This is a genomic window from Janibacter sp. GS2 (assembly GCF_051200835.1).
Taxonomy (GTDB): Bacteria; Actinomycetota; Actinomycetes; order Actinomycetales; family Dermatophilaceae; genus Janibacter.
The window spans coordinates 2,295,961-2,317,909 of sequence record NZ_CP195161.1 but is presented as its reverse complement, the minus strand read 5'-3'; the positions used below and the strand labels follow the sequence as shown (position 1 = coordinate 2,317,909).

The 21,949-nt window shown below is 70.2% G+C and carries 25 protein-coding genes; 16 read left to right on the top strand and 9 right to left on the bottom strand.

The genetic code is table 11. From position 1 onward, the window contains the following. Positions 1 to 74 precede the first annotated feature (74 nt). The 8 genes from ACR9E9_RS11165 (at position 75) to ACR9E9_RS11130 (ending at position 8,517) form a co-directional block, all read left to right on the top strand. Positions 75 to 1,115, top strand: coding sequence for an FKBP-type peptidyl-prolyl cis-trans isomerase (locus ACR9E9_RS11165; RefSeq protein WP_435198560.1), 1,041 nt, complete (start codon positions 75 to 77; stop codon positions 1,113 to 1,115). 45 nt (positions 1,116 to 1,160) lie between these two features. Then, on the top strand, positions 1,161 to 1,544 hold the full coding sequence (locus ACR9E9_RS11160) for an FKBP-type peptidyl-prolyl cis-trans isomerase (RefSeq protein ID WP_435198559.1): 384 nt from the start codon (positions 1,161 to 1,163) through the stop codon (positions 1,542 to 1,544). Between the two features lie 71 nt (positions 1,545 to 1,615). Next, entirely contained in the window at positions 1,616 to 2,608 is a 993-nt protein-coding gene (locus tag ACR9E9_RS11155; protein WP_435198558.1) for a helix-turn-helix transcriptional regulator, read from the top strand. Further along, positions 2,605 to 3,564, top strand: a complete 960-nt coding sequence (locus ACR9E9_RS11150; protein WP_435198557.1) for a helix-turn-helix transcriptional regulator — start codon at positions 2,605 to 2,607, stop codon at positions 3,562 to 3,564. The genes ACR9E9_RS11155 and ACR9E9_RS11150 overlap by 4 nt, the downstream gene beginning before the upstream one ends. Before the next feature lie 70 nt (positions 3,565 to 3,634). Continuing rightward, entirely contained in the window at positions 3,635 to 3,898 is a 264-nt protein-coding gene (tatA, locus tag ACR9E9_RS11145) for a Sec-independent protein translocase subunit TatA (RefSeq protein WP_435198556.1), read from the top strand. A gap of 67 nt (positions 3,899 to 3,965) precedes the next feature. Beyond that, positions 3,966 to 4,763: a twin-arginine translocase subunit TatC gene (tatC, locus tag ACR9E9_RS11140; RefSeq protein WP_435198555.1), complete on the top strand. Its 798-nt coding sequence runs from the start codon at positions 3,966 to 3,968 to the stop codon at positions 4,761 to 4,763. A gap of 21 nt (positions 4,764 to 4,784) precedes the next feature. Then, a complete protein-coding gene (locus ACR9E9_RS11135) occupies positions 4,785 to 5,690 on the top strand; it encodes a YegS/Rv2252/BmrU family lipid kinase (RefSeq protein ID WP_435198554.1) in 906 nt (301 codons plus the stop codon). 22 nt (positions 5,691 to 5,712) lie between these two features. After that, complete coding sequence (locus ACR9E9_RS11130) at positions 5,713 to 8,517, top strand: DEAD/DEAH box helicase (protein WP_435198553.1); 2,805 nt, start codon at positions 5,713 to 5,715, stop codon at positions 8,515 to 8,517. 2 nt (positions 8,518 to 8,519) lie between these two features. Here the strand turns inward: ACR9E9_RS11130 and ACR9E9_RS11125 are convergent, their stop codons facing one another. After that, positions 8,520 to 9,458 (bottom strand): 5'-3' exonuclease, encoded by a 939-nt coding sequence (locus ACR9E9_RS11125; protein ID WP_435198552.1) that lies wholly within the window; start codon positions 9,456 to 9,458, stop codon positions 8,520 to 8,522. A 36-nt stretch (positions 9,459 to 9,494) separates the two neighbouring features. Between ACR9E9_RS11125 and ACR9E9_RS11120 the strand changes: the two genes are divergently transcribed. From ACR9E9_RS11120 to ACR9E9_RS11105, 4 genes are read left to right on the top strand one after another with little or no spacing between them, the layout of a single operon-like run. Next, positions 9,495 to 9,917: an Lrp/AsnC family transcriptional regulator gene (locus ACR9E9_RS11120; RefSeq protein WP_435198551.1), complete on the top strand. Its 423-nt coding sequence runs from the start codon at positions 9,495 to 9,497 to the stop codon at positions 9,915 to 9,917. Further along, entirely contained in the window at positions 9,914 to 11,491 is a 1,578-nt protein-coding gene (gene lnt / locus ACR9E9_RS11115; protein ID WP_435198550.1) for an apolipoprotein N-acyltransferase, read from the top strand. The genes ACR9E9_RS11120 and lnt overlap by 4 nt, the downstream gene beginning before the upstream one ends. Further along, positions 11,475 to 12,260: a polyprenol monophosphomannose synthase gene (locus ACR9E9_RS11110; RefSeq protein WP_435198549.1), complete on the top strand. Its 786-nt coding sequence runs from the start codon at positions 11,475 to 11,477 to the stop codon at positions 12,258 to 12,260. Before lnt ends, ACR9E9_RS11110 begins: the two co-directional genes overlap by 17 nt. Next, positions 12,257 to 12,769 (top strand): FxsA family protein, encoded by a 513-nt coding sequence (locus tag ACR9E9_RS11105; protein WP_435198548.1) that lies wholly within the window; start codon positions 12,257 to 12,259, stop codon positions 12,767 to 12,769. Before ACR9E9_RS11110 ends, ACR9E9_RS11105 begins: the two co-directional genes overlap by 4 nt. 74 nt (positions 12,770 to 12,843) lie before the next feature. On the opposite strand, the gene ACR9E9_RS11100 is transcribed toward ACR9E9_RS11105, so the two are convergent. Continuing rightward, the gene (locus ACR9E9_RS11100) at positions 12,844 to 13,200 is read right to left on the bottom strand and encodes an RNA polymerase-binding protein RbpA (protein ID WP_435198547.1); all 357 of its coding nucleotides are present in this window, start codon (positions 13,198 to 13,200) and stop codon (positions 12,844 to 12,846) included. 251 nt (positions 13,201 to 13,451) lie between these two features. On the opposite strand from ACR9E9_RS11100, the gene ACR9E9_RS11095 reads away from it, so the two are divergent. Beyond that, positions 13,452 to 14,807, top strand: coding sequence for an MFS transporter (locus ACR9E9_RS11095; protein WP_435198546.1), 1,356 nt, complete (start codon positions 13,452 to 13,454; stop codon positions 14,805 to 14,807). A 10-nt stretch (positions 14,808 to 14,817) separates the two neighbouring features. Here ACR9E9_RS11095 and ACR9E9_RS11090 read toward each other — a convergent pair whose 3' ends face one another. The 4 genes from ACR9E9_RS11090 to arfB form a co-directional block, all read right to left on the bottom strand. Then, entirely contained in the window at positions 14,818 to 16,131 is a 1,314-nt protein-coding gene (locus ACR9E9_RS11090; RefSeq protein ID WP_435198545.1) for a D-alanyl-D-alanine carboxypeptidase family protein, read from the bottom strand. 94 nt (positions 16,132 to 16,225) lie between these two features. Continuing rightward, positions 16,226 to 17,089 (bottom strand): NYN domain-containing protein, encoded by an 864-nt coding sequence (locus tag ACR9E9_RS11085; protein ID WP_435198544.1) that lies wholly within the window; start codon positions 17,087 to 17,089, stop codon positions 16,226 to 16,228. A 23-nt stretch (positions 17,090 to 17,112) separates the two neighbouring features. Continuing rightward, positions 17,113 to 17,856: an SDR family oxidoreductase gene (locus ACR9E9_RS11080; protein WP_435198543.1), complete on the bottom strand. Its 744-nt coding sequence runs from the start codon at positions 17,854 to 17,856 to the stop codon at positions 17,113 to 17,115. Between the two features lie 56 nt (positions 17,857 to 17,912). Further along, complete coding sequence (arfB, locus tag ACR9E9_RS11075; protein WP_435198542.1) at positions 17,913 to 18,359, bottom strand: alternative ribosome rescue aminoacyl-tRNA hydrolase ArfB; 447 nt, start codon at positions 18,357 to 18,359, stop codon at positions 17,913 to 17,915. A 145-nt stretch (positions 18,360 to 18,504) separates the two neighbouring features. Between arfB and ACR9E9_RS11070 the strand changes: the two genes are divergently transcribed. Then, complete coding sequence (locus ACR9E9_RS11070; RefSeq protein ID WP_435198541.1) at positions 18,505 to 18,834, top strand: single-stranded DNA-binding protein; 330 nt, start codon at positions 18,505 to 18,507, stop codon at positions 18,832 to 18,834. Between the two features lie 10 nt (positions 18,835 to 18,844). On the opposite strand, the gene ACR9E9_RS11065 is transcribed toward ACR9E9_RS11070, so the two are convergent. Continuing rightward, positions 18,845 to 19,750: a ketopantoate reductase family protein gene (locus ACR9E9_RS11065; RefSeq protein WP_435198540.1), complete on the bottom strand. Its 906-nt coding sequence runs from the start codon at positions 19,748 to 19,750 to the stop codon at positions 18,845 to 18,847. A 137-nt stretch (positions 19,751 to 19,887) separates the two neighbouring features. On the opposite strand from ACR9E9_RS11065, the gene ACR9E9_RS11060 reads away from it, so the two are divergent. Together ACR9E9_RS11060 and ACR9E9_RS11055 are read left to right on the top strand one after the other, a co-directional pair. Continuing rightward, positions 19,888 to 20,169, top strand: coding sequence for a hypothetical protein (locus ACR9E9_RS11060; protein ID WP_435198539.1), 282 nt, complete (start codon positions 19,888 to 19,890; stop codon positions 20,167 to 20,169). 20 nt (positions 20,170 to 20,189) lie between these two features. Further along, the gene (locus ACR9E9_RS11055) at positions 20,190 to 20,897 is read left to right on the top strand and encodes a 4a-hydroxytetrahydrobiopterin dehydratase (protein ID WP_435203631.1); all 708 of its coding nucleotides are present in this window, start codon (positions 20,190 to 20,192) and stop codon (positions 20,895 to 20,897) included. A 6-nt stretch (positions 20,898 to 20,903) separates the two neighbouring features. Here ACR9E9_RS11055 and ACR9E9_RS11050 read toward each other — a convergent pair whose 3' ends face one another. Continuing rightward, positions 20,904 to 21,359 carry an alpha/beta hydrolase gene (locus ACR9E9_RS11050; RefSeq protein ID WP_435198538.1) on the bottom strand — a complete coding sequence of 152 codons (456 nt, stop codon included), beginning with the start codon at positions 21,357 to 21,359 and terminating at the stop codon, positions 20,904 to 20,906. Positions 21,360 to 21,605: 246 nt separating this feature from the next. Next, positions 21,606 to 21,851 carry a FitA-like ribbon-helix-helix domain-containing protein gene (locus tag ACR9E9_RS11045; RefSeq protein WP_435198537.1) on the bottom strand — a complete coding sequence of 82 codons (246 nt, stop codon included), beginning with the start codon at positions 21,849 to 21,851 and terminating at the stop codon, positions 21,606 to 21,608. Positions 21,852 to 21,949: the final 98 nt, after the last annotated feature.

The following is a 21,949-nucleotide window of genomic DNA, read 5'->3' as shown; positions in this document are numbered from 1 at the left end:
GAGTCAGGCGACATCCAGACTCGCTGGTTAGGGTGAGCGGAGGTCATGTCCCCGCACCCGCATCGAGGTTGAACGTGCCGAAGGTCCACCCCCGTCTGACCGCAGCCCTCGCGGTCTCCCTCGCATCGCTGCTGTTCCTCAGCGCCTGCGGCGGTGACTCCGAGGACGAGGCGAAGGGGGACACCAGTTCCTCCGCCTCGGCGTCTCCCTCCGCGAGCGGCGCCCCCACCCTCGCGGACCCGAAACCCGAGGACACGGAGCAGGTCGAGGGGATCGAGGTCACCCCGGCCAAGGGGGAGAAGGCCCCGACCATCAGCATCTCCGACACGCCGGTGAAGGTCTCGCAGACCACCCGGCACATCGTCAAGGAGGGCACGGGCAAGGAGCTCAGCGAGGACGCCATGGCCGAGGTCGACCTCGCGATGTTCTCGGCCAAGGACGGCAAGGCCATCAAGGGCACCGAGACCTACACGACCTCCCCGGCCTACTTCAACGTCGCCGACGCGGAGTCGCTGCGCGGGGTCGCCAAGGCGATCCAGGGCCAGACGGTCGGCAGTCGGGGCGTCGCCGTGCTGCCCCCGGAGGACGTCTTCGGCAAGGAGGGCATGCCCGAGTACGGCATCAGCGGCAAGGACGACATCGTCGTGGTCTTCGACCTGCGCGGGGAGATGCCCAAGAGCGCCGAGGGCACGAAGGTCGCTCCCAAGGAGGGCCTGCCGAAGATCGAGTGGAAGGAAGACGCCCCGGCGTCGATCACCGTGCCGGAGGGGGAGAAGGCCCCCACGAAGTTCGTCGAGCAGAAGCTCATCAAGGGTGAGGGCAAGACGGTGGCCAAGGACGACACCGCCTACGTCTCCTACTCCGTGGCCACCTGGCGTGACGGCAAGGTCTTCGACTCCTCGATGAAGGAGGGGCGCGGCCCCTTCGGTTTCACCGTCGGACAGGGTGGCGTCATCCCCGGCTTTGACCAGGCGGTCGAGGGTGCGAAGGTGGGCGACCGGCTCCTGCTCGTCATCCCGCCGAAGGACGGCTACGGCAAGGAAGGCAGCCCCGACGGCACCGTCAAGGGCACCGACACGCTGATCTACGTCGTCGACGTCCTGGCAGCACCCTGAGCCACGTTCACAGTTCCCGATCCCGACACCACCACGGAGGACCGCATGCCCTTTGACCCGAACACCACCAAGCCGGAGATCGACTTCCCGGGTGACACCCCGCCGAGCGAGCTCGTCGTCGAGGACATCACCGTCGGTGACGGTGCCGAGGTGACCACCGGCTCGCCGATCCAGGCGCACTACGTGGGCGTCGCCCACTCGACCGGCGAGGAGTTCGACGCCTCGTGGAACCGTGGCGCCCCGCTGGCCTTCACGGCCGGCATCGGCCAGGTCATCAAGGGCTGGGACGACGGCCTCATCGGCATGAAGGAGGGTGGTCGTCGCAGGATCACCATCCCGCCGCACCTCGGCTACGGGGACCGCGGCACCGGCCCCATCAAGGGCGGCGAGACGCTGATCTTCGTCGTCGACCTCGTCCAGGCCGGCTGAGCACCCAGCCGAGCACCCCGACCGTCAGGCTACCCTTCGGACCTGACGGTCGGGAGACGAAGGGAGCGGATGTGGCGGCACCCAACACACCGCAGGCGAAGACCGAGCGACTGCTCAACCTGACGATGAGCCTGCTGTCCGCGCAGATCCCCGTGCCCAAGCACCGGATCCGCCAGCTCGTCGAGGCCTACCGCAGCGTCGAGTCGGACGAGGCCTTCGACCGGATGTTCGAGCGGGACAAGGAGGACCTGCGGGCCATGGGCATCCCGCTGGTCACCGAGGACATCGGCCTCTTCGAGGACGAGCAGGGCTACCGCATCGACCGCCGTGACTACGACCTCCCGGCGGTCGAGCTCAGTGCCGACGAGATGGCCGTGGTCGGGCTGGCCAGCCGGGCGTGGGCCCACGCGACGATGGCCGGCACGGCCGCCACCGCCTGGCGGAAGGTCGCCGCAGGTGACGAGGGCAGCGAGGAGCCCTTCGTCGGGCTGGAACCACAGCTCGGGGGTGGCGAGCCCTCCTTCGAGCCGCTCAAGGACGCGGTCCTCACCTCATCCACCGTGCGCTTCGACTACACCCGGCCGGGGAAGGGGGCGCCCCTGCCCCGACACGTCGAGCCCTGGTACCTCACGGCCTGGCACGGCCGGTGGTACCTCGTGGGTCACGACCTCGACCGCGGGGCCCCGCGCGTCTTCCGCCTGTCCCGGATCGGCTCTGCCGTCGCCGTCACCGGCGAGCAGCAGACCCAGGGCGTGCCCGATGAGGTCGACCCGCTGTCGATGATCGCGGCCACCGACGGGCAGGAGCCTGCGGCCGTCCCCGCGGTCCTGCGGGTGCGTACGGGCGCCGGCCACCTGCTGCGCCGCCGGGCCAGGCGCGTGCAGCCGGTCGACGAGCAGTGGGACCGCGTCGACCTCGACCACGGTGACCGCGGGTCCTTCGCCGCCGAGATCGCCAGCCACGGGCCCGACGTCATCGTCGACGAGCCCGCGGAGCTGCGGGCGGCGGTCATCGAGCGTCTCGAGGCCGTCGTCGCCGCACATGATGAGGAGGTCGGTGCATGAGCCGTCCACCGGTGGAGTCCGCCACCCACCGCGTCCAGCGCCTGCTGACGATGGTCCCGTGGCTCGCGAGCCGGCAGGGCATCGAGATCGAGCGGGCCGCGGCCGGCCTCGGGATCACCGAGAAGCAGCTCATGGCCGACTTGGACCTGCTCTTCATGTGCGGCTACGGGCCGATGCCCGACGAGCTCATCGAGGCCAGCTACGAGGGCGGGCGGGTCTTCGTCAGCAATGCCGAGACGATCGACCGCCCGCTGCGGCTGACCGTCGACGAGGCGATCTCGCTCATCGTCGGCCTGCGGTCGCTCTCGGCGAGCGGCGCGGGGGAGTCCAGCGCCGTGGAGCGGGCCCTGACCAAGCTCGAGGAGGCCGCGGGGACGATCCCCGGCGTCGAGCGGGTCGTCGTCGTCGAGGACGACACCGAGACCGGCCAGAGCATGGGCGTGCTGCGGGAGGCCCTCGGCGCCGCCCGCCGGGTCCACCTGAGCTACCACGTCCCCAGTCGGGACGAGCGCACGGAGCGGGACGTCGACCCGATGCGGTTGGCCCACGTCGACGGGCACTGGTACCTCGAGGGGTGGTGCCACCGGGCCCAGGACGTGCGCCTCTTCCGGGTCGATCGCATTGAGGCCGTCGACGTGCTCGACGCCCCGGCGGAACCACCCGCAGGGGTCACCCGTCGTGACCTCAGCGCGGGTGCCTACCAGCGCGGGGCCGCGGACACCCCGGTGCGTCTGCGGCTCTCTCCGGGCGCCCACTGGGTCGCGGAGTACTACCCGGTCACCGAGCGCACCGCCGACGGCGAGGATCTGCTCGTGACCATGCCGACGAGCAACGAGGGCTTCCTGCGCCGACTCGTCCTGCGCCTGGGGGGCGGTGTCGAGGTGCTCGAGCCCGAGGTGCTGCGGCAATCCCTCGCGGACAGCGCGGGGTCGGCCCTGGCCGCGTACCGGATCTGACGTCCCCTCGGGATGAGGAGCTCCCGCGGCCTACACTGAACGAGCACGTACCGACGCGAAAGGTGCAGTCATGCCCAGTCTGGGTCCCATGGAGATCGTCCTCATCCTGGTGGTCATCCTCCTCCTGTTCGGCTTCAAGAAGCTGCCCGACGCTGCCCGGAGCCTGGGCAAGTCGGCCCGTGTCTTCAAGTCCGAGGTCAGCGAGATGAAGGAAGAAGACCGGCAGCGCGAGGCGGAGAAGAAGGCCCGCGAATCCGGCTCCACCCCTGCTGGGTCCAACCCCATCGACGAGGCCAAGCCGCGCACGGACAACGAGTCCGGCCCGGTTGCCTGAGTCACCCCCTTCGTCCTCGCGCCGTATGGCTCGCCCTCAACGCACGTCCCGGGACCCCGAGGGGCGGATGCCGCTGAAGGAGCACCTGCTCGAGTTCCGCAACCGCCTGATGATCGCGGCCGCCGCGATCATCATCGGCGCGGTCGTCGGGTGGATGATCTATGACGGGGTGTACGACCAGCTGACGCTGCCCTTCAAGGAGTACGAGAAGACCGCTCGTGCGGACGGTGACGACGCGATCGTCTCCCTGAACTTCGCCAATGCGACGTCCGCCTTCTCCACCCAGCTCGGCATCTCGATCTTCACCGGAGTGATCCTCTCCAGCCCGATCTGGGTGTGGCAGATCTGGGCCTTCATCCTCCCCGGCCTGACCAAGCGGGAGAAGCGGATCTCGCTCGGGGTCTTCGCCACGGCGATGCCGCTCTTCCTCACCGGATGCTTCTTCGCCTACCTCACGCTGCCGAAGGCGCTGATCATCCTCTTCGGCTTCACCCCGGACGACGGCAACTCGAGCAACATCCAGCAGGCGAGTGACTACTTCAGCTTCGTCACCCGCTTCATCCTCGCCTTCGGCCTGGCCTGGCTGCTGCCGGTCTTCCTCGTCGGGCTCGTCGCCATCGGCGTCCTCTCCGGCCGGACACTCCTGAAGTCCTGGCGGGTCGCCATCCTGCTGATCTTCATCTCGGCGGCGATCATCACGCCCACGCCGGACCCCTTCACGATGTTCCTGCTCGCCGGGCCCCTGTGCGTGCTGTACTTCGCCGCCGTGGGCATCGCCCTGGTCATCGACCGCCGACGAGTCCAGAGCGGCCAGGAGCCCGACTGGTCGCACCTCTCCGACGACGAGGCCTCCCCGCTCACGTGAGGTGACCTAGGGTCTGGGGACATGACCTCCGCCCCGGGGCCCCGTGTCGGGCTGCTCGTCAACCCGACCGCCGGACGCCACCGGGGCGAGGAGGTCGGCGCCCGCGTCGCCGACCTCCTCGAGGCCAAGGGTCGTGAGGTCATCGACCTCACGGGCCTCGACGCCGGCCGCGCGGAGGCCAAGGCCCGACGTGCGGTCACCGAGAAGGACATCGACCTGCTCGTCGTCGCGGGTGGTGACGGAGCCGCGGGCCTGGGTGCCGCCATCTGTGCCGACACCGACATCCCGCTCGGGATCGTCGCCGTCGGCACCGGCAACGACAATGCTCGCGAGCTCGGCCTGCCCGTGCGTGACGTCGAGGCCTCCGTCGAGCGCATCCTCGTCGGGGCGACCCAGCGCATCGACCTCGGACGGGTTCTCGACGAGGACGGGCGGCGGGTGCGCGACTACCTCGGGGTGCTCTCGTGCGGCTTCGACGCCGTGGTCAACGAGCGCGCCAACCGCATGCGCTGGCCGCGCGGGTCGCAGCGCTACAACCTCGCCATCCTGCGAGAGCTGCCCGTCTTCGGGCCGATCCACTACGACCTGACCATCGACGGGCACGAGCGCGAGGTCCGCGGGATGCTCGTGTGCATCGCGAACGGCCCGGCCTTCGGCGGGGGCATGAAGGTGGCCCCCGGGGCCGACCTCCAGGACGGTCTGCTCGACGTCGTCATCGTCCGGGAGCTGTCGATCCCGACCTTCTTGGGCGTCTTCCCCCGGGTCTTCACGGGCTCGCACACGAACCACCCGGCGGTCGAGATCATCCGCGGCCGGCAGATCCGTCTGGCGACGCAGGGCATCGTCACCTACGCCGACGGAGAGCGCGTCGCCCCGCTGCCGCTGCGCGTGGAGGCCGCACCCGGGGCGGTGTCGATCGTGCGGTGAGGCGCTGGCATAGCGTGGGGGCATGTCCTCGCCCGCAGATCGCTATGCCGCTTCACGTCGCAAGGGGCGCGGAGAGCTCGCCGCCTTCACCGCCACCTACGACTTCGACCTCGACCGCTTCCAGATCGAGGGCTGCGAGGCCGTCGAGGCCGGCCACGGCGTCCTCGTGGCCGCGCCGACGGGAGCCGGCAAGACGGTGGTGGGGGAGTTCGCCGTCGCCCTCGCGCTCTCCCGCGGGCAGAAGGCCTTCTACACGACGCCGATCAAGGCGCTGAGCAACCAGAAGTACCACGAGCTCGTCGCCCGGCACGGCCACGACAACGTCGGCCTGCTCACCGGTGACATGTCGGTCAACGGGGAGGCGCCGGTGGTCGTCATGACCACCGAGGTCCTGCGCAACATGATCTACGGCGGATCGACGACGCTCGACACCCTCGCCTTCGTCGTCATGGACGAGGTGCACTACCTCGCAGACCGCTTCCGCGGGGCCGTGTGGGAAGAGGTCATCATCCACCTGCCCCGGTCGGTCCAGGTCATCTCCCTGTCCGCGACGGTGAGCAACGCGGAGGAGTTCGGTGACTGGCTCGCGCAGGTCCGCGGCGGCACCGAGGTCGTCGTGTCCGAGGAGCGCCCGGTCCCGCTGTGGCAGCACATGCAGGTCGGGCGGGACGTGCACGACCTCTTCGTCGACGACGCGGGCGAGGCCGCCGGTGAGCCGAGCAAGGTCAACCCGGAGCTGCTCGACGCCATCCGGGCACGGGTGCGCGGGACCGAGGACGCGGGCCGGGGCCACGGTGGCCATTCCGGTCGGGGTGGCCGGGACCGTCGTGGCGGTCGTGACCGCCGTGACCGAAGGGGGCCGGGCGGCCCCCGTGGCGGTGGCGCCCGCTTCGGTGGCGCGGCATCGCGCACCGAGGTCATCCGCGAGCTCGACCGCAGCGGTCTGCTGCCCGCCATCACCTTCATCTTCAGCCGCGCCGGGTGCGAAGGGGCCGTCGGTCAGCTCCTCGGCAACGACGTCCACCTGGTCTCCGAGCGGGAGGGTGAGCGCAACCGGCGCACCGTCGAGGAGCGTGCCGCCGTCCTCGAGGGCGAGGACCTCGACGTCCTCGGCTACCACCAGTTCGTCGAGGGTCTCTCGCGAGGCTTCGCGGCGCACCACGCCGGCATGCTGCCGCTCTTCCGCGAGATCGTCGAGGAGCTCTTCACGGCAGGCCGCATCCGGGCGGTCTTCGCCACCGAGACCCTCGCCCTGGGCATCAACATGCCCGCGCGCACGGTCGTGCTCGAGAAGCTGGTGAAGTTCAACGGGGAGTCGCACGTGGACATCACCCCCGCGGAGTACACCCAGCTCACCGGTCGGGCCGGACGGCGTGGGATCGATGTCGAGGGGCATGCCCTCGTCGTGTGGTCGCGGGGTCTGGACCCGCTGGCGGTGGCCGGTCTCGCGTCGACCCGGACCTACCCCCTTCGCTCGAGCTTCAAGCCGACGTACAACATGGCGGTCAACCTCGTGGCCCAGGTCGGTCGACACACGGCCAAGGAGGTGCTGGAGACCTCCTTCGCGCAGTTCCAGGCGGATCGCGCCGTGGTCGGGCTGGCCACCACGGTGCGTGAGCACGAGGAGTCCCTCGAGGCGTACTCCGAGGCGATGCACTGCGAGCTCGGTGACTTCCGCGAGTACGCGGCACTGCGGCGGCGGATCACCGACGTCGAGAAGGAGGGCGCTCGCCGGAGGGGCGCCAACCGCCGCGCCGAGATCCTCGTGTCCCTGGAGTCCCTCACGGTCGGCGACATCATCCGCATCGGTGGACGTCGCTCCGGGTTGGCCCTGGTCATCGCCCCACCGCGCTCGTACAAGGGGGAGGAGTCGGCGCCGACCGTCCTCACGGAGCACAAGCACGTGCGGCGGCTCGTGCCGGCCGACCTCGACGGGCCCGTCACCCCCTTCGGCCGGTTGGCGATCCCGCGCGGCTTCAACCCGAAGTCGCCCAAGCAGCGCAGCGACCTGGCCACCACCCTGCGGATCAAGGCGCCGCACGAGGACGCCCCCAGCGTGCGCCAGCACGCCACCGAGAGCGCGAAGGGGGAGGACGAGCGTCTCGCGCGGTTGCGGGAGGAGCTGCGCAGCCACCCGTGCCACCAGTGCCCCGAGCGGGAGGTGCACGCCCGCTGGGCCGCACGGTGGTGGAAGCTGAAGCGGGAGACCTCGAGCCTGCAGCGCAAGGTGGAGCACCGCACGAACTCGGTGGCGCAGACCTTCGAGCGGATCTGCGTCGTGCTCACCGAGATGGGCTATCTCGGGGAGGACGGGGAGAGCGTCACCGACCTCGGCGGCCGGTTGCGCCGGCTCTACACGGAGAAGGACCTGCTCGCGGCGGAGTGCCTGCGCGGGGGAGCGTGGCAGCGTCTCGACCCGGCCGAGCTCGCGGCCGTGGTCTCGATGCTCGTCCACGAGCCCCGACGCGACGAGCACGAGGCCTTCCCCACGCTGCCCACGGACGGCGTCTCCGACGCCTGGCAGGATATGGTGCGGCGGTGGAGTGCCCTCGATGACCTCGAGAGCACCCACGCGCTCCCGCAGACCGGCGAGCCCGACGCGGGCATCGCCTGGGCCGTGCACCGGTGGGCGAGCGGGCGACGGTTGGACGAGGTGCTCCGAGGGTCCGACCTCACGGCAGGTGACTTCGTCCGGCGGTGCAAGCAGATCGTCGACCTGCTGGGCCAGGTCGGGGACGCCGCTCCGCAGCCGCATCTGCGTGGTGTGGCTCGCAAGGCCGTCGACGCGGTGATGCGTGGGGTGGTCGCCGCCGATCGCCTCGACTGAGATCAGTCGCGGCGCAGAGCGGCACCCACCCGGTCGAAGGGGCCGGTCAGTGCGTGCTCGAGCGCGAGGTGGCTCATCGCCGCGGGGTCGACGATGTCGGGCGGCAGTCGCAGGTCGGCGTCACCGACGGGGACGTCGTGGGCGACCCGCACGACCAGCGGTGCGACGTCCAGGTAGTCCGAGGCCTCCTCGAGCCGGGTGCGGCGGGCGCCCTTGATCTTCGGGTCGCCGGCCGCGAGGGCCTCGCGGACCCCGGCGAGCGAGCCGTACTCGGCGATGAGGGCCGCGGCGGTCTTCTCGCCGATGCCCTTGACGCCCGGCAGCCCGTCGCTGGTGTCACCGCGCAGGGCCGCCATGTCGACGTAGGCGTCCCCGGTCCCGACGCCGTACTTCTCCCGCAGGAAGGCCTGGGTGATGACGTCCGGCTCCCGCACGCCTCCCCGCGCCGTGTAGAGGACCTGCGTCTGCGAGGCGTCGTCGACGAGCTGGAAGAGGTCCCGGTCGCCGGTGACGACGTCGACGGGCATGACGCCGCGGTACCTCATCGCGAAGGTACCGATGACGTCGTCCGCCTCGTAGTCGGGGGCGCCGACGCGGGTGATCCCGATCGCGGCGAGTGCCTCGATGATCAGCGGCACCTGCGGGGAGAGCTCGTCCGGCACGGCCTCGCCGTCGTCGACCTCCTCGGCGACCCGGTGCGCCTTGTAGGTGGGGATCGCGTCGACCCGCCACTGGGGTCGCCAGTCGTCGTCCCAGCACGCGACGACGTGCGTCGGCCGGTACCGGGCGATCAGCGTCGCGAGCATGTCGAGGAATCCGGCGACGGCATTGGTCGGCAGGCCGGAGGGCCCCCCGGGCCTGGCGGGCACACCGTAGAAGGCACGGAAGTACAACGACGCGGAGTCGAGCAGGAGAAGACGTTCACTCACCGAGACGGACATGCCGCCGACGATACGGGTGTCGCCTATGGTTCTGGCATGGAAGCCGCCGATCGACACCTCATCGACCTCCTTCGTCAGGACGGTCGGATGAGCTTCACCGATCTCGGCAAGGCGATCGGCCTGTCCACCTCGGCCGTGCACCAGCGGGTGCGTCGCCTCGAGGAGCGTGGGGTGATCAGCGGCTACGCCGCGATCATCGACCCGTCGGCGCTGGGGACCCCCCTGACCGCCTTCGTCTCCGTCGCTCCGCTCGACCCGCGTGACCCGGACGACATCCCGGACCGGCTGCGGGGCATCGACGCCATCGACGCCTGCTACTCGATCGCCGGTGACTCCAACTACCTCCTGCGGGTGCGCGTCGGGACGCCCCAGGACCTCGAGGAGCTGCTGGCCAGGGTCCGCACTGCCGGTGGTGTCTCGACCCGCACGACCATCGTGCTGACCACCCCGTGGGAGTGAGGAGCTTGCTGCTGCCGGGGCGGCTCCTGCTGGCCCTCGTCGGTGGTCTCCTGCTGTGGCTCTCCTTCCCCGATCACGACATCGCGATCGCCGCGGTCGTCGCGGTCGCCGCCATCGGCATCGCCATGTGGGACGTGCGCGCCCGCGTGGGCGCCCTTCTCGGGCTGATCGCCGGGCTGGCGTGCTTCGTGCCGACGCTCAGCTGGTCGGGGATCTACGTCGGCCGCTTCCCGTGGTTCGCGTTGGCGACGACCGAGGCGCTGTACCTGGCCCTCATGGGTGCCGTGCTCACGTGGGTGCAGGCGCCCCTGATCCGCCGTGGGCGACTCCTGCCGGCCGCCCTGCTGGTCCCCGTGCTGTGGGTCCTGCAGGAGCTGGTGCGGGGGACGGTGCCGTACGGCGGCTTCCCGTGGGCGCGCATCGCCTTTGGCCAGGCCGATGCGCCTCTCGCGCGGTGGGCCGCGATCGGGGGAGCTCCTCTGGTCACCTTCGTCGTCGCCCTCCTCGCCGTGCCGGGCATCCTGCTCGTGGTCACGCGACGCACCCCCTGGGTGGCGGTCGCCCTCGCGTCCGCGGTCTTCATCGCCTCCTTCTCCCTGCCGCTCCCCACGTCGGGGGACTCGAGCGCGAAGATCGGTCTGGTCCAGGGCAATGTCCCGCGGGCCGGCCTCGACTTCAACGCCCAGCGGCGTCAGGTCCTCGACAACCACCTCGCCGGTACCCAGCGCCTCGGCGGGGCCCACGACGACCTCGACCTCGTGATCTGGCCGGAGAACGCCTCCGACATCGACCCCCTGCGCAACGAGGACGCGAAACGACAGGTCGAGCGGGCCGTCGAGGCCGTCGACGCCCCCCTCATCGTCGGTGCCATCCTCGACGAGCCGGCGCCGGCCGTCTCCAACGCCTCGCTGCTCTACCGCCCGGGTGGTGGCACGCCGCAGCGGTACGTCAAGAAGCACCCCGTCCCCTTCGCGGAGTACGTGCCCCACCGCGACTTCTACCGGCTCTTCAGCTCCAAGGTCGACCTCGTGCGCGCCGGGTTCGCGAAGGGGGATGAGACCGTCGCCTTCCCCGTGGACGGCGCCAGGGGCTCCTTCTCCGCGATCCCGACGATCTGCTTCGAGGTCGCCTACGACGGCTTGATGCGCGATGCGGTGCGCCACGCGGACGCCCAGGGACGGCCGAGCGTGCTCGTCGTCCAGACGAACAACGCGACCTTCGGGTACTCGGCCGAGTCGACCCAGCAGTACGCCATCTCCCGCATCCGAGCCATCGAGCACGGCCGCAGCGTCGCGCACGTCTCGACCGTCGGCGTCTCGGGCTTCATCAATCCGGACGGGACGACGACGCCGACCACCGAGCTCTTCACGGCAGCCCAGCCCACGCACGACGTCGTCCTGCGCAGCGGTCTGACGATCTCCGACCGTTTCGGTCCCTGGGTGGAGTGGGCCTGTGGGCTCCTGCTCCTCGGTGCGGCCGGCCTGCGGGTGCGGGAGCGACTCGCGGGTAGGGTCGGTGGCCAGTCCACCTCTCCGCAGACCCAGGAAGCCACCACCGGTGCCCGACCCACGTGAACCACGCCCGCCGATCGAGCGGGTCGCCGTGCTCATCCCCACGTACAACGAGCGCGAGAACCTCCCGCGCATCGTCGAGCGGGTCCGTGCCTGCGTGCCCGATGCGGATGTCCTCGTCCTCGATGACAACTCCCCGGACGGCACGGGGGAGGTCGCCGACGAGCTGGCGGCCGGCGATGACCGGGTCAGCGTCCTGCACCGCCCGGGCAAGGAGGGGCTGGGCGCCGCCTACCTCGCGGGTTTCGCCTGGGCGCTCGAGCGCGACTACGACGCCGTCGTCGAGATGGATGCTGACGGCTCCCACCGGCCCGAGCACCTCCCGCGGATGTTGGTGGCCGCCGCCGAGGCGGACCTCGTCATCGGGTCGCGCTATGTGCGCGGCGGACGCGTCGTCAACTGGCCGAAGAACCGCAAGGCGGTGAGCATGGCCGGGAATGCCTACATCAAGGTCGTCCTCGGCATGCCCGTCAACGACGCGACGGCCGGGTACCGCGTCTACCGAACCGATACACTCCGCACCATCGGCCTCGACCGGGTCGAGAGCGCGGGATACGTCTTCCAGACGGATCTGACCGTACGGACCGTGCGGGCCGGTCTGACGGTGGTCGAGATCCCGATCACCTTCATCGAGCGCGAGATCGGGGATTCCAAGATGGATGGGGACGTCGTCCGCGAGTCGATGACCCGCATCACCGCATGGGGGCTGCGCCACCGTCGCGACCAGGTCCGCAGCCTGCTCGAGCGCGAGCCCACCTGGCGGCGGCTGTGACCGTCCCACCCGCCACCGGCCGGCGCCGTCGCGGTGTGCGGCTGGTCCCCCTGGCGCTGCTCCTGACCTTCGTCCTCGAGATCGCCGTCCTCATCCTCATCGGCCGGGTCATCGGCATCGGGTGGACGATCGTCGGGCTGCTGGCCACGTCCGTCCTCGGTGCGTGGCTCGTGCGACGTGAGGGGCGGCGGACCTGGCTCGCCCTCGGGGATGCCCTGCGCAGCGGGGAGATGCCGAGCCGGCAGATGGCCGATGCGGTCCTCGTCTGGGCCGGGGGAGCGATGCTGCTCGTGCCGGGCTTCGTCACCGACGTCATCGGACTGCTCGTCGTCCTGCCCTTCACCCGACCGGTGGCCCGCATCGGCCTCGAGGTGCTCATCGCCCGGCGGGTCATCGCCGTCGTCCCCGGGGCCGGCGGCCCCACGCCGCAGTCCGGTCAGGCGCGTGTGCGCCGCACCAAGGACGCCTCCGGCGAGGTCGTCGAGGGGGAGATCGTCGACGACGACTGAGCGGGCGGGCACGACGAAGGGGGCCGCCACCGGTGATCGGTGGCGGCCCCCTTCGTCGGGTGGAGCAGGTGGGCTCAGGCGGAGCGCTTGCGCGGCTTCTCGCCACGCTTGGCCCGCAGGAGGGCCAGACGCTCCTCGAGGAGCTCCTCGAGCTCGGGGACCGAGCGACGCTCGAGCAGCATGTCCCAGTGCGTGCGGACGTGCTTGGCGGGCTTCATGTCCGGCTCGGGACCATCGAGCAGCTTGCCCAGCTTGCCGCAACGGCACTCCCAGGTGCCGGGGATGTCGGCCTCGACCGAGAACGGCAACTCGGTGCGGTGGCCGTCGTCACAGACATACGTGGTGATCTGACGGTCACTGGGGACGACGTTGTCCGTCGTCTCCATGCTGAAGCTGACCATGCGCGTACCGCGCAGTGTGCGCTCTGCCATGTTGCACGTCTCCTGATGTCTCTGGCGATGTTCGCGCCCCTTGCTGCGCGGATCTTCACACCTGCGTCAACGCCCGGACAGCGTCTGGTGTTCCACAGAGCGCGACATTGCGCTGGTGAGGTCCGTCTCGTCGGGACGTGGAGGTCCCGGTCAGCGGTCGGCTCGTGGCCGAACCTGAGGCGACCCCACAGGCTAGCGCGTCCACCCCGTGTCGTGCACATCGAGCCCGGGATGACCGATAGCCTCAGCGCGTGACCGCCTCGCCACCGCCCGCCGCGCTCCCCGAGCCCGCACTTCGTGCCGCTCCCGAGGGCGGCCGTCGGCGCATCGTCGGGTGGGCCATGTGGGACTGGGGGGCGCAACCCTTCAACACGGTCATCACGACCTTCGTCTTCTCCGTCTACCTCACGAGCGAGAGCTTCGGCAGCACGAACACCACATCGACGGCCCTGGCGATCGCGACGGCCGTGGCCGGGCTGCTCGTGGCGCTGCTGGCGCCGGTCCTCGGCCAGAACTCGGACCGGACCGGCCGCACGGTGCGCAACCTCCGGGTGCAGACCTGGATCCTCGCGGCGCTGTCCGCCTCGCTCTTCCTCGTCAAGCCGGACCCGTCCTACCTCGTGCTCGGACTCGTGCTCCTCGGTGCGGGCTCGATCGTCTCGGAGATCGCGGGGGTCAACTACAACGCCTCGATCGAGCAGGTCGCCTCCCCAAAGAACGTCGGTCGTGTCTCGGGCTTCGGGTGGGGGATGGGCTACCTGGGCGGCATCATCGTGCTGCTCGTGCTCTTCTTCCTCTTCATCCAGCCGCAGACGGGCCTCTTCGGCGTCACCGACGAGGGCGCCCTTGACATCCGCGTCTCGATGCTCGTCTGCGGCCTGTGGATCCTGCTCTTCACCCTGCCGGCCTTCGCCGTGCTCAAGGACCGCCCCCGCGAACACGTGCCGCGGGTCGGGATCGTCGACTCGTACAAGCTCGTCTGGGCGTCGCTGCGGCGCCTGTGGGGTGTCTCGCGGCACACCGTGTACTTCCTCGGCGCCTCGGCGCTCTTCCGCGACGGGCTCGCCGGCGTCTTCGCCTTCGGGGCGATCCTCGCCGCGGGCACCTTCGGCATGTCGGCCGGGGACGTGATCATCTTCGGTGCCGCGGCCAACATCCTCGCGGGGGTGAGCACGATGGCCTTCGGCCTGCTCGACGACTGGCTCGGACCGAAGCAGGTCATCGTCATCTCGCTCGTCGCGCTCATCGTCCTGGGCCTCGGGGTGTTCCTCTTCCACGACGGTGGCCCCGTGGTCTTCTGGACGCTCGGCCTGGCCATGACCGCCTTCGTCGGTCCGGCCCAGGCGGCGTCCCGCAGCTTCCTGGCCCGCGTCATCCCCGAGGGGCACAGCGGCGAGATCTTCGGGCTCTACGCCACGACGGGCCGGGTCGTGTCCTTCCTGTCCCCAGCGGCCTTCGCGCTCTTCATCTGGCTCGGGTCCGTGGTCACCGGCGACGACAACACGCAGTACTGGGGGATCCTCGGCATCGCCCTCGTGCTCATCGCCGGGTTGGCGCTGCTCCTGCCGGTCAAGGCGCCCTCGGGGACGGTCTCGACCACCGACTGAGGGGTGCGGCTCAGCCCGAGAACTCCCAGTGCCACGGCTCGGGCAGGGAGCCACCGGAACCGGCCCACGACGGGTGGAACCAACCGTAGAGCGGCGCGTTCTGCTGCATCCACTGGTGAGCCGGATGGCCGAAGTCGTTCACGCCTCCGCACAGGTCGAGGGCCTTGCCGAGACCGTGGTTGCTCGATCCCGGTGCGGCCGCGAACATGCCGCGGTCGGCCTTGGTCACGACCTGCTCCCCGTAGGAGCGGTAGCTGTCGGTGACGCAGAGCGTGTTTCCGGTGTCGCGCTGATAGGCCGCGCTCATGGTGGAGAAGGCCGCTGCCGCCTCGGGGCGCAGCGACTCACCGGGCGCACCGAGAAGGGGGCACAGTGCTCCCGGGGGGATCTGCCCGTTGCCGTAGGTCTCGGTGTTGCTCGAGCAGGGCTTCGCCCCCTCGAACTCGGACACGTCCTGCCCGAGCTCCTTGAGAGCCTTCTTGAGCCGGCCGCTCGCACCCTGGGCTGAGTCATCGGGCAGACCGATGAGCGCGTTGACGACCGGGCCCGCCTCCTTGAGCTCATCGGCGTGCTTGGTGCGCAACGTCTCGAGACGCTCCTTGCGGCTGGTGAGGACGACGTCGGCGTCCTCCTTGGCCTGGTCGGCGCGCTTCTTGGCTGCGGCGGCCGTGTTCTTGGCCCGCTGCTTCTTCTGCGTGAGGGTCGCCTGGGTGACCGTGTCCGCACGCACGAGGTCGACCTCACGGATCCGCTCGTCGGTGAGGTAGCCCAGGTCCCCGGCGGAGTTGCCGCCGGACGCGGAGCTGTGCGTCAGCGTCTCGACGAGGGTCATGGTGTCGGAGTAGCCGCCGGCTCGGGTGTAGGTGTTGAAGGCCCAGGTGCGCAACCCCTTGCGGCCGCCCGCGAGGCGGCTGCGGTAGGTCGAGAGCTGCTTGTCGGCATCGGCGGCGGCCTTCGTCGCCGAGTTGTACTCGTCCCGGGCCTTCGCCTGGCGCTGCAGGAGGGTGTTGGCCTTCGTGGAGTAGGTCTTGAGGTCCTTGACCGCCGTGCTGATCTCGCGGTTGTCCTGGGCGAGGTCGGCCGCGAGACGGTCGGCCTCGGCGATCTGCTCGTCGAGCTTCGTGCCGCTGAGGGGGGTGTCGTTGCGGTCCCCGACGGGCGCGTCCTCGTCCGTGCTCCACGCCGCGGTCGGGGAGGGGGAGGCCCCGGTCGGGGGATCGCTCGGCTCGGCCAGCGCGGGTGGCGCCATGGCGACTCCTGACGCCAGCACCACCGCTGCCAGCGCCTGGACGGCGACGAGCGGACGCCGTCGAGCTCGATGCATGATTCTCCTCAAGGGGGCGGACCGTCGGTCAGTCTAGGGTCGCCGGGCGTCGTTGGGAGTGACGGATGATGATCCCGATGGCGGGCGGCGCGGGTCAGTTGTTGCGCTGCCGGCTGGCGCTCGTGGTCGCACCCGACTTCGTGGCACCGGTCTTCTTCGCAGTGGTCTTCTTCGAGGTGGTCTTGCTCGTGGCCCTGCCGGCAGCGCGCTGCTTCGTCCGCAGCCGGACCTGGATCATCGACGCCTCGCTGCGCGTCTCGAGGTAGGGCTGCTCCTCGACGAGGGTGGAAAGCTTCTGGTGGCCGAAGGCACGCGGATCGAAGTCGGCGTGCGCGCGGGAGAGGTGCTGTCCGAGGGGACCCAGGCTGCTCCAGCCGTCGTCGCCCGACGTGGCGTTGATCGCCTTGGTCAGCGCGGACTGGAGGTTGATCGTCTGCTCGGGGGAGTCCTCGTCGGCGGGGGCCTCGGGGGGCCTGCCCTCGTCCTCGGTCGGCTCCTCGTCGCGGGACTGCTCGGTCAGCAGCTCGAGGAAGATGAACTGGTCGACCGCACGACGCAGCGACTCGGGGGTCTTGCGCATACCGAGGCCGTAGACCCGCTTGCCGGACTCGCGAAGCCGGGTGGCCAGCCGGGTGAAATCGGAGTCGGAGGAGACGAGGGCGAAGGCCTCGACATGGCCCTGCCACATCAGGTCCATCGCGTCGATGATCAGCGCGGAGTCCGTGGAGTTCTTGCCGACGGTGTAGGCGAACTGCTGCACGGGCTGGATTGCATTGCGCTGCAGCTCGCCCTTCCACCCGCCGAGCTGCGTCGTCGTCCAGTCACCGTAGGCGCGCTTGACCGTGGGCGTGCCGTACTTGGCCAGCTCCTCGAGGACGGCCGCAGTGTGCTTGCTGGAGACGTTGTCGCAGTCGATGAGCACGGCGATGCGGGTCGAGGTACTGGTGTCGGCATCCATGTCCGCAACCTACCCCGGTGTCGCTATCCCGGTCGCTGCGTCAGCCACTCGTCGAAGGTCTGGTGACCGATCCGCGTGTCGGAGCGGGCCACGAGTGTGCCGTCCCGCATCGCCCGGCCGAAGGCACCGGGGAGGGGGAACTCGACGACCGGGCGGCGGCGCCCTTCGTGCACGAGGAGCCGGCGGACCATCTCGGCCATGCTCAGCTGGTCGGGCCCGGCGATCTCCGGGCCAATGCCCTGGGGTGGCTGCGTGGCGACGTCGACGAGCAGGGTCGCGACCTCGGCGGCGGCCACGGGCTGGGAGCGCATCGTGGGTACGGCCTGAAGGGGGCCGATCCTGGTCCGGGCCGCGGTCTGCCCGGCCATCTCGTGGAACTGGGCTGCCCGCACGACGGTGCCGTTGGGCTGAGCGAGCACGAGGTTCTCCTGGACCTGCTTCCCGGAGTAGTAGGAGAAGGGTGCCTCCGTGGCGCCGATGATCGAGACCGCGACGTGGTGGCGCACGCCGCAGCGTCGCCCCGCGGTGATCAGGTGCTGGGTGACCGTGCGGAAGAAGTCCATGGACGTACGCCCGGACATCGTCTGCACGGAGGTGGCGTCGATGACGGTGTCCGCACCCGCGAGGTGCGCGTCGAGTCCCTCTCCCTGGAGCAGATCGACGCCCGTTGACCGCGCGAGCACCACGGCCTCGTGTCCCTCGGCCCGTGCCTGCTCGACCACTCGACGTCCGATGACGCCCGTGCCTCCGGCGACGGCGATCCTCATACCGCCAGTCTCCCGCGAGCGGGGCACGGTGCCAAGGGGAGTGCCGACCCCTTCGCCTACCCGTCGTTCGGCGGACGGGACCGGTTGCGCTTGATGCGGGACCGGCGGGTCTTCGCCTCCAGCCGGCGGCGCTGGGACCCCCGCGTGCGCTTGGTGGCCCGCCTGGGTGGGGGAGGAGGGGCGAGGGCCTCCCGGAGCAGGGCAGCGACGCGCTCTCGGGCCGCGGTCCGGTTGCGGTGCTGGGACCGGTGTTCGGCGGCGTCGACGGTCAGGACGGTCCCGACGACCCGTGTGGCGAGGCGGTCCAGGGCCCGCTCGCGCTGGCGCGGGGTGAGAGCCGTCGTGGTCGCGAGGTCGAAGGAGAGCTGCACGCGCGAGTCCGTCGTGTTCACGCCCTGACCACCAGGGCCGCTGGCCCGGCTGAACTGCTCGGACAGCTCCGCCTCGGGGATCGCCAGTCCGTCGGGGATCCCCGGGCCGGGCGGGACACGGAACTCGCTCACCGCCTCAGGATGTCAGTCCCGGGCCATGACGTGTTCCACATGCCTACCCGGGTGAGGCCCTCCGTCCACATCCGAGGTGGCCTCGTCCCGCGATCGGCATCTGCGGCGCAGGGTGGGAGGACGACCACACGACGACGGGGGAGCCATGGCGACGACGACACAGGATCACGTCGAGGAGATCAACCTCGTGGAGCTGACGGGTCGCGTCAGCGGCGACCCGCAGGCGCGTGAGCTGCCGAGCGGAGACGAGCTGATGACACTGCGCCTCGTGGTGGCACGGGCCGGGAGCGGGCCTGTCGACACGATCGACTGCGCGTGCTGGTCGGCGCTGGCTCGACGCGCGGCGGGACGGCTGCGCGACGGCGACCGCGTGCGGGTCGAGGGCGCGCTGCGGCGGCGCTTCTTCCGCACTCCCACCGGGCCGGCCAGTCGCTACGAGGTCGAGGTGCGGCGGCTGGTGCGTGACCGTCGATGAGCCGGCCGGATCAGGAGAGGAGCCACGACATGGACTGGTTGTAGGGAGTCGGGATGCCGTGCTGCGTCCCGAGGGCGATGACGTGGTCGGCGAAGAGAGCCACCTCGGTCGGGCGCCCCGCGAGGACGTCCTGGAGCATCGAGGTGCGACCCTCGTCGGGGAGGCTGCGCAGCACCTCGTCCCACCGGTCACGATCGGCCTCCCCGAGGGGCACGCACTCGGCCCGGGAGACGGCGATGACCTCATCGACGAGGGCCATCATCAGGGAACGGGCCGGACCCGCCACGGTGAAGTCACCATAGGGTCGGCGCATCACGGCCGAGGCCTGGTTGATCGCGGTGTTGACCATGAACTTCCACCACATCTCGTGCTCCATGTCATCGGGGGCGTCCCAGACGAGGCCGGCCCGGTCGAGGGCCTCGCCGACTGCGGCCAGCCTGGTCCCGGAGGCGAGCTCGGCGGTGGTGCCGATGACGAGGCGGCCGGGGGAGAGGTAGGTGGTGGCACTGCCGTCCCGCTGGGCGGCCATCCCCAGGGCGATGCACAGCAGCACCGAGCCGCTCCCGAAGCGTTCGGCGATGCGCTCCTCGCTGTCCAGCCCGTTGAGCACGGAGACATAGGTCGTGTCCGGTCCGACGAAGGGAGTCACATCGTCCAGTGCTGCGGTCAGGTCGTGGTGCTTGACGGCCACGACGACGAGGTCGACGGGTGCTCGCTCGTCACGGGCCGGATCGACGACGGAGGCCGTCAGGGGAGTGCCGTTCACGGTCAGGCTGGCGTGACGCAACCTCTCGGCCCGTTCACCGGAGGCGACGAGGACGGTCTCGAGGCCCCCGTCGACGAAGTGCGCCGCATACATGGCGCCCATGGCACCGGCCCCGACGATGGCCACTGATCGGATCTGTTGAGCGCTCACATCCCACAAGGTAGGTCACTTCGTATGGTGGCGCACCAGCTGTTCCACCGGGTCCGTGCGTCCCGGTTGTGCCACACTTGAGGTGCACTCGATGGATGACCCGCTCGATGGATGAACCGTCGCAGAAGGAGTGGCTCATGACTTGGTACCTGATGCTCGGCGTCCTGGGTCTGCCTGTCCTGGCGCTCGCGGCCATCATCGCCCGGCGAGGCGGCCGCATGGATGGCTTTGACGACGGAGGACGTGGTGTGGGTGTGAGCCTGCACCACACTCCCGACAGCGCGCACAACGTCACCAGCGGGACCAGATGGGGTGGGACTTTGGGCGCCGCCACCTGGGGTGGTGCCGACATGGGAGGCGACTGGAGTGGACGCGCCGTGGGGCACCTCCACCCACGGGCGCAGCAGCACCGATCGTGACGCCGCAGGACTCCTCGGGCATGGACATGCTCATGGGGGACAAGATCGCCGAGGCGGACCTGACCGACTGGCGCAAGCTGGCCCAGGGTCTGCACGCCCGCTATGTGGTCGATGACTTCGCCAGCGCCGCACGATTCGTCGCCGCGGTGGGGGAGGCGGGCGATGCGCTCGGACACCACCCGCGCGTGGCCATCGGCGCGGGGTACGTCGACTTCGAGCTGGTCACCGACGACGCCGTCCATCGCCACGACGACGGCACCGAGCTGATCCTCGAGTGGGTGACCCAGCGGGACGTCGACCTCGCACGTCGGACCACCGAGATCGCCGCCGAGCACGGGATCGACGCTGACCCGTCTTCGGTCAGCGAGATCGAGCTCGGGCTCGACACGGCGCGCTCCGCGAGCATCGCGCCGGTGTGGGCGGCGCTGCTGACCGCGAATCCCGAGGACCAGGGTCGCGGCACACCCGGGGACGAGATCCGCGACGCCAGGGGGCGGTTGCCGAACCTGTGGTTCTCGGACCCTGACGAGACGGAGCCCTCGCGTCAGCGGTTCCATGTCGAGGTCTATGTCGCACCAGAGGTGGTCGAGCAGCGGATCGCCGCCGCCGTCGATGCGGGTGGAGTCGTCGTCGATGACAGTGACGCACCCGGGCTCACGGTGATCGCCGACCACGACGGGAACCAGGGGGTCATCTGCGCCGATCTGTCCGCGGCGCGGACGGAGTGAACCTCCTCACAGCCCGTGGCCACGGATCCAAGCGCGCGCGACCTGTCGGTCCGTGCCGGTGATCGAGTGGCCGACTGGCAGGACACGATGAGTCACCACTGCCCCCAGACCCCGTAGCTGTTCGGCCAGGTGTTGGCCATCGCCGGGTGACCGGCGGGTGTCGTTCTCACCGTCGATGATCAGGACCGCTGTGCCGTCGAGGCGGACGTCAAGGGCATGGGCGAATGGCGACAAGGGTCGGAACAGGATGGCCCCTGCGAGCAGATCAGGGTTGGTCAGCAGCAGGGCTGCGCTCATGATCGCACCGTTGGAAAAGCCGATCGCCAGAGGCCGCCTGGTGAGGTGGTGGTCGTGACAGGTTGCGCGGATGAAGTCCGCCAGGGCCGGAACCCGAACCGCAATGTCCGCCTCGTTCACCTGACGATCCGGACGGCGACGGAAGAAGCCGTACCCGCTGTCCATGGCAACGCTCCCGCGGACTCCGAGCCTCGTCGCCCCCGGCGACAGGTCTCCACCCAAGGGGATGAGATCGGATTCGGTTCCGTCCGAGCCGTGGAGGAGAAGCAGGGGCGCTCTGGTGGTATCGCGGCCTGCATGGAAACTGTGGGCATGGGTCGCTTCTGACATAATGTGGATTATCGGCGTTCCAGTACGTTCGTGCGCCGTGTTCGGAGCGACTGTCCGGGGGCCCCTGGGAACTCGCGCTCCTCAGAATCCGTCAGGCGCGAAATCGACCTGGGTCGGCGGGGCCAGCGCCTCCTTCGAGACCACGCGCCGAGCGGATGCGTACAGGTCCATGACGGCGTTGCCGCTGCGGACATCTCCACGCGTGGCCGCCGTGAGGATCTCTGCCGCCTCGGCCTCCATCGTCCGGCCATGACTGCTGGCGAGTTCGGCGAGCCTGCTCTCGATGCCGCTGTCGACGATGCGGAATGTGAAGGTCATCTCGATCACCACCTGCTGATCAAGGTACTCGCGTCGAGTGGGCCTGTCTCCCCCTTCGCCCCCGCCGATGACCCGGCCACACGTTATGTCAGAACCGGTGGTCACCA

Excerpts from the sequence above, each read along its gene's own strand:
- ACR9E9_RS11160 (WP_435198559.1), top strand. The coding sequence starts at position 1,161 with ATGCCCTTTGACCCGAACACCACCAAGCCGGAGATCGACTTCCCGGGT.
- ACR9E9_RS11150 (WP_435198557.1), top strand. The coding sequence starts at position 2,605 with ATGAGCCGTCCACCGGTGGAGTCCGCCACCCACCGCGTCCAGCGCCTG.
- tatA (WP_435198556.1), top strand. The coding sequence starts at position 3,635 with ATGCCCAGTCTGGGTCCCATGGAGATCGTCCTCATCCTGGTGGTCATC.
- tatC (WP_435198555.1), top strand. The coding sequence starts at position 3,966 with ATGCCGCTGAAGGAGCACCTGCTCGAGTTCCGCAACCGCCTGATGATC.
- ACR9E9_RS11135 (WP_435198554.1), top strand. The coding sequence starts at position 4,785 with ATGACCTCCGCCCCGGGGCCCCGTGTCGGGCTGCTCGTCAACCCGACC.
- ACR9E9_RS11130 (WP_435198553.1), top strand. The coding sequence starts at position 5,713 with ATGTCCTCGCCCGCAGATCGCTATGCCGCTTCACGTCGCAAGGGGCGC.
- ACR9E9_RS11125 (WP_435198552.1), bottom strand. The coding sequence starts at position 9,458 with ATGTCCGTCTCGGTGAGTGAACGTCTTCTCCTGCTCGACTCCGCGTCG.
- ACR9E9_RS11120 (WP_435198551.1), top strand. The coding sequence starts at position 9,495 with ATGGAAGCCGCCGATCGACACCTCATCGACCTCCTTCGTCAGGACGGT.
- ACR9E9_RS11100 (WP_435198547.1), bottom strand. The coding sequence starts at position 13,200 with ATGGCAGAGCGCACACTGCGCGGTACGCGCATGGTCAGCTTCAGCATG.
- ACR9E9_RS11090 (WP_435198545.1), bottom strand. The coding sequence starts at position 16,131 with ATGCATCGAGCTCGACGGCGTCCGCTCGTCGCCGTCCAGGCGCTGGCA.
- ACR9E9_RS11085 (WP_435198544.1), bottom strand. The coding sequence starts at position 17,089 with ATGGATGCCGACACCAGTACCTCGACCCGCATCGCCGTGCTCATCGAC.
- ACR9E9_RS11080 (WP_435198543.1), bottom strand. The coding sequence starts at position 17,856 with ATGAGGATCGCCGTCGCCGGAGGCACGGGCGTCATCGGACGTCGAGTG.
- ACR9E9_RS11070 (WP_435198541.1), top strand. The coding sequence starts at position 18,505 with ATGGCGACGACGACACAGGATCACGTCGAGGAGATCAACCTCGTGGAG.
- ACR9E9_RS11060 (WP_435198539.1), top strand. The coding sequence starts at position 19,888 with ATGACTTGGTACCTGATGCTCGGCGTCCTGGGTCTGCCTGTCCTGGCG.
- ACR9E9_RS11055 (WP_435203631.1), top strand. The coding sequence starts at position 20,190 with ATGGACATGCTCATGGGGGACAAGATCGCCGAGGCGGACCTGACCGAC.
- ACR9E9_RS11050 (WP_435198538.1), bottom strand. The coding sequence starts at position 21,359 with ATGGACAGCGGGTACGGCTTCTTCCGTCGCCGTCCGGATCGTCAGGTG.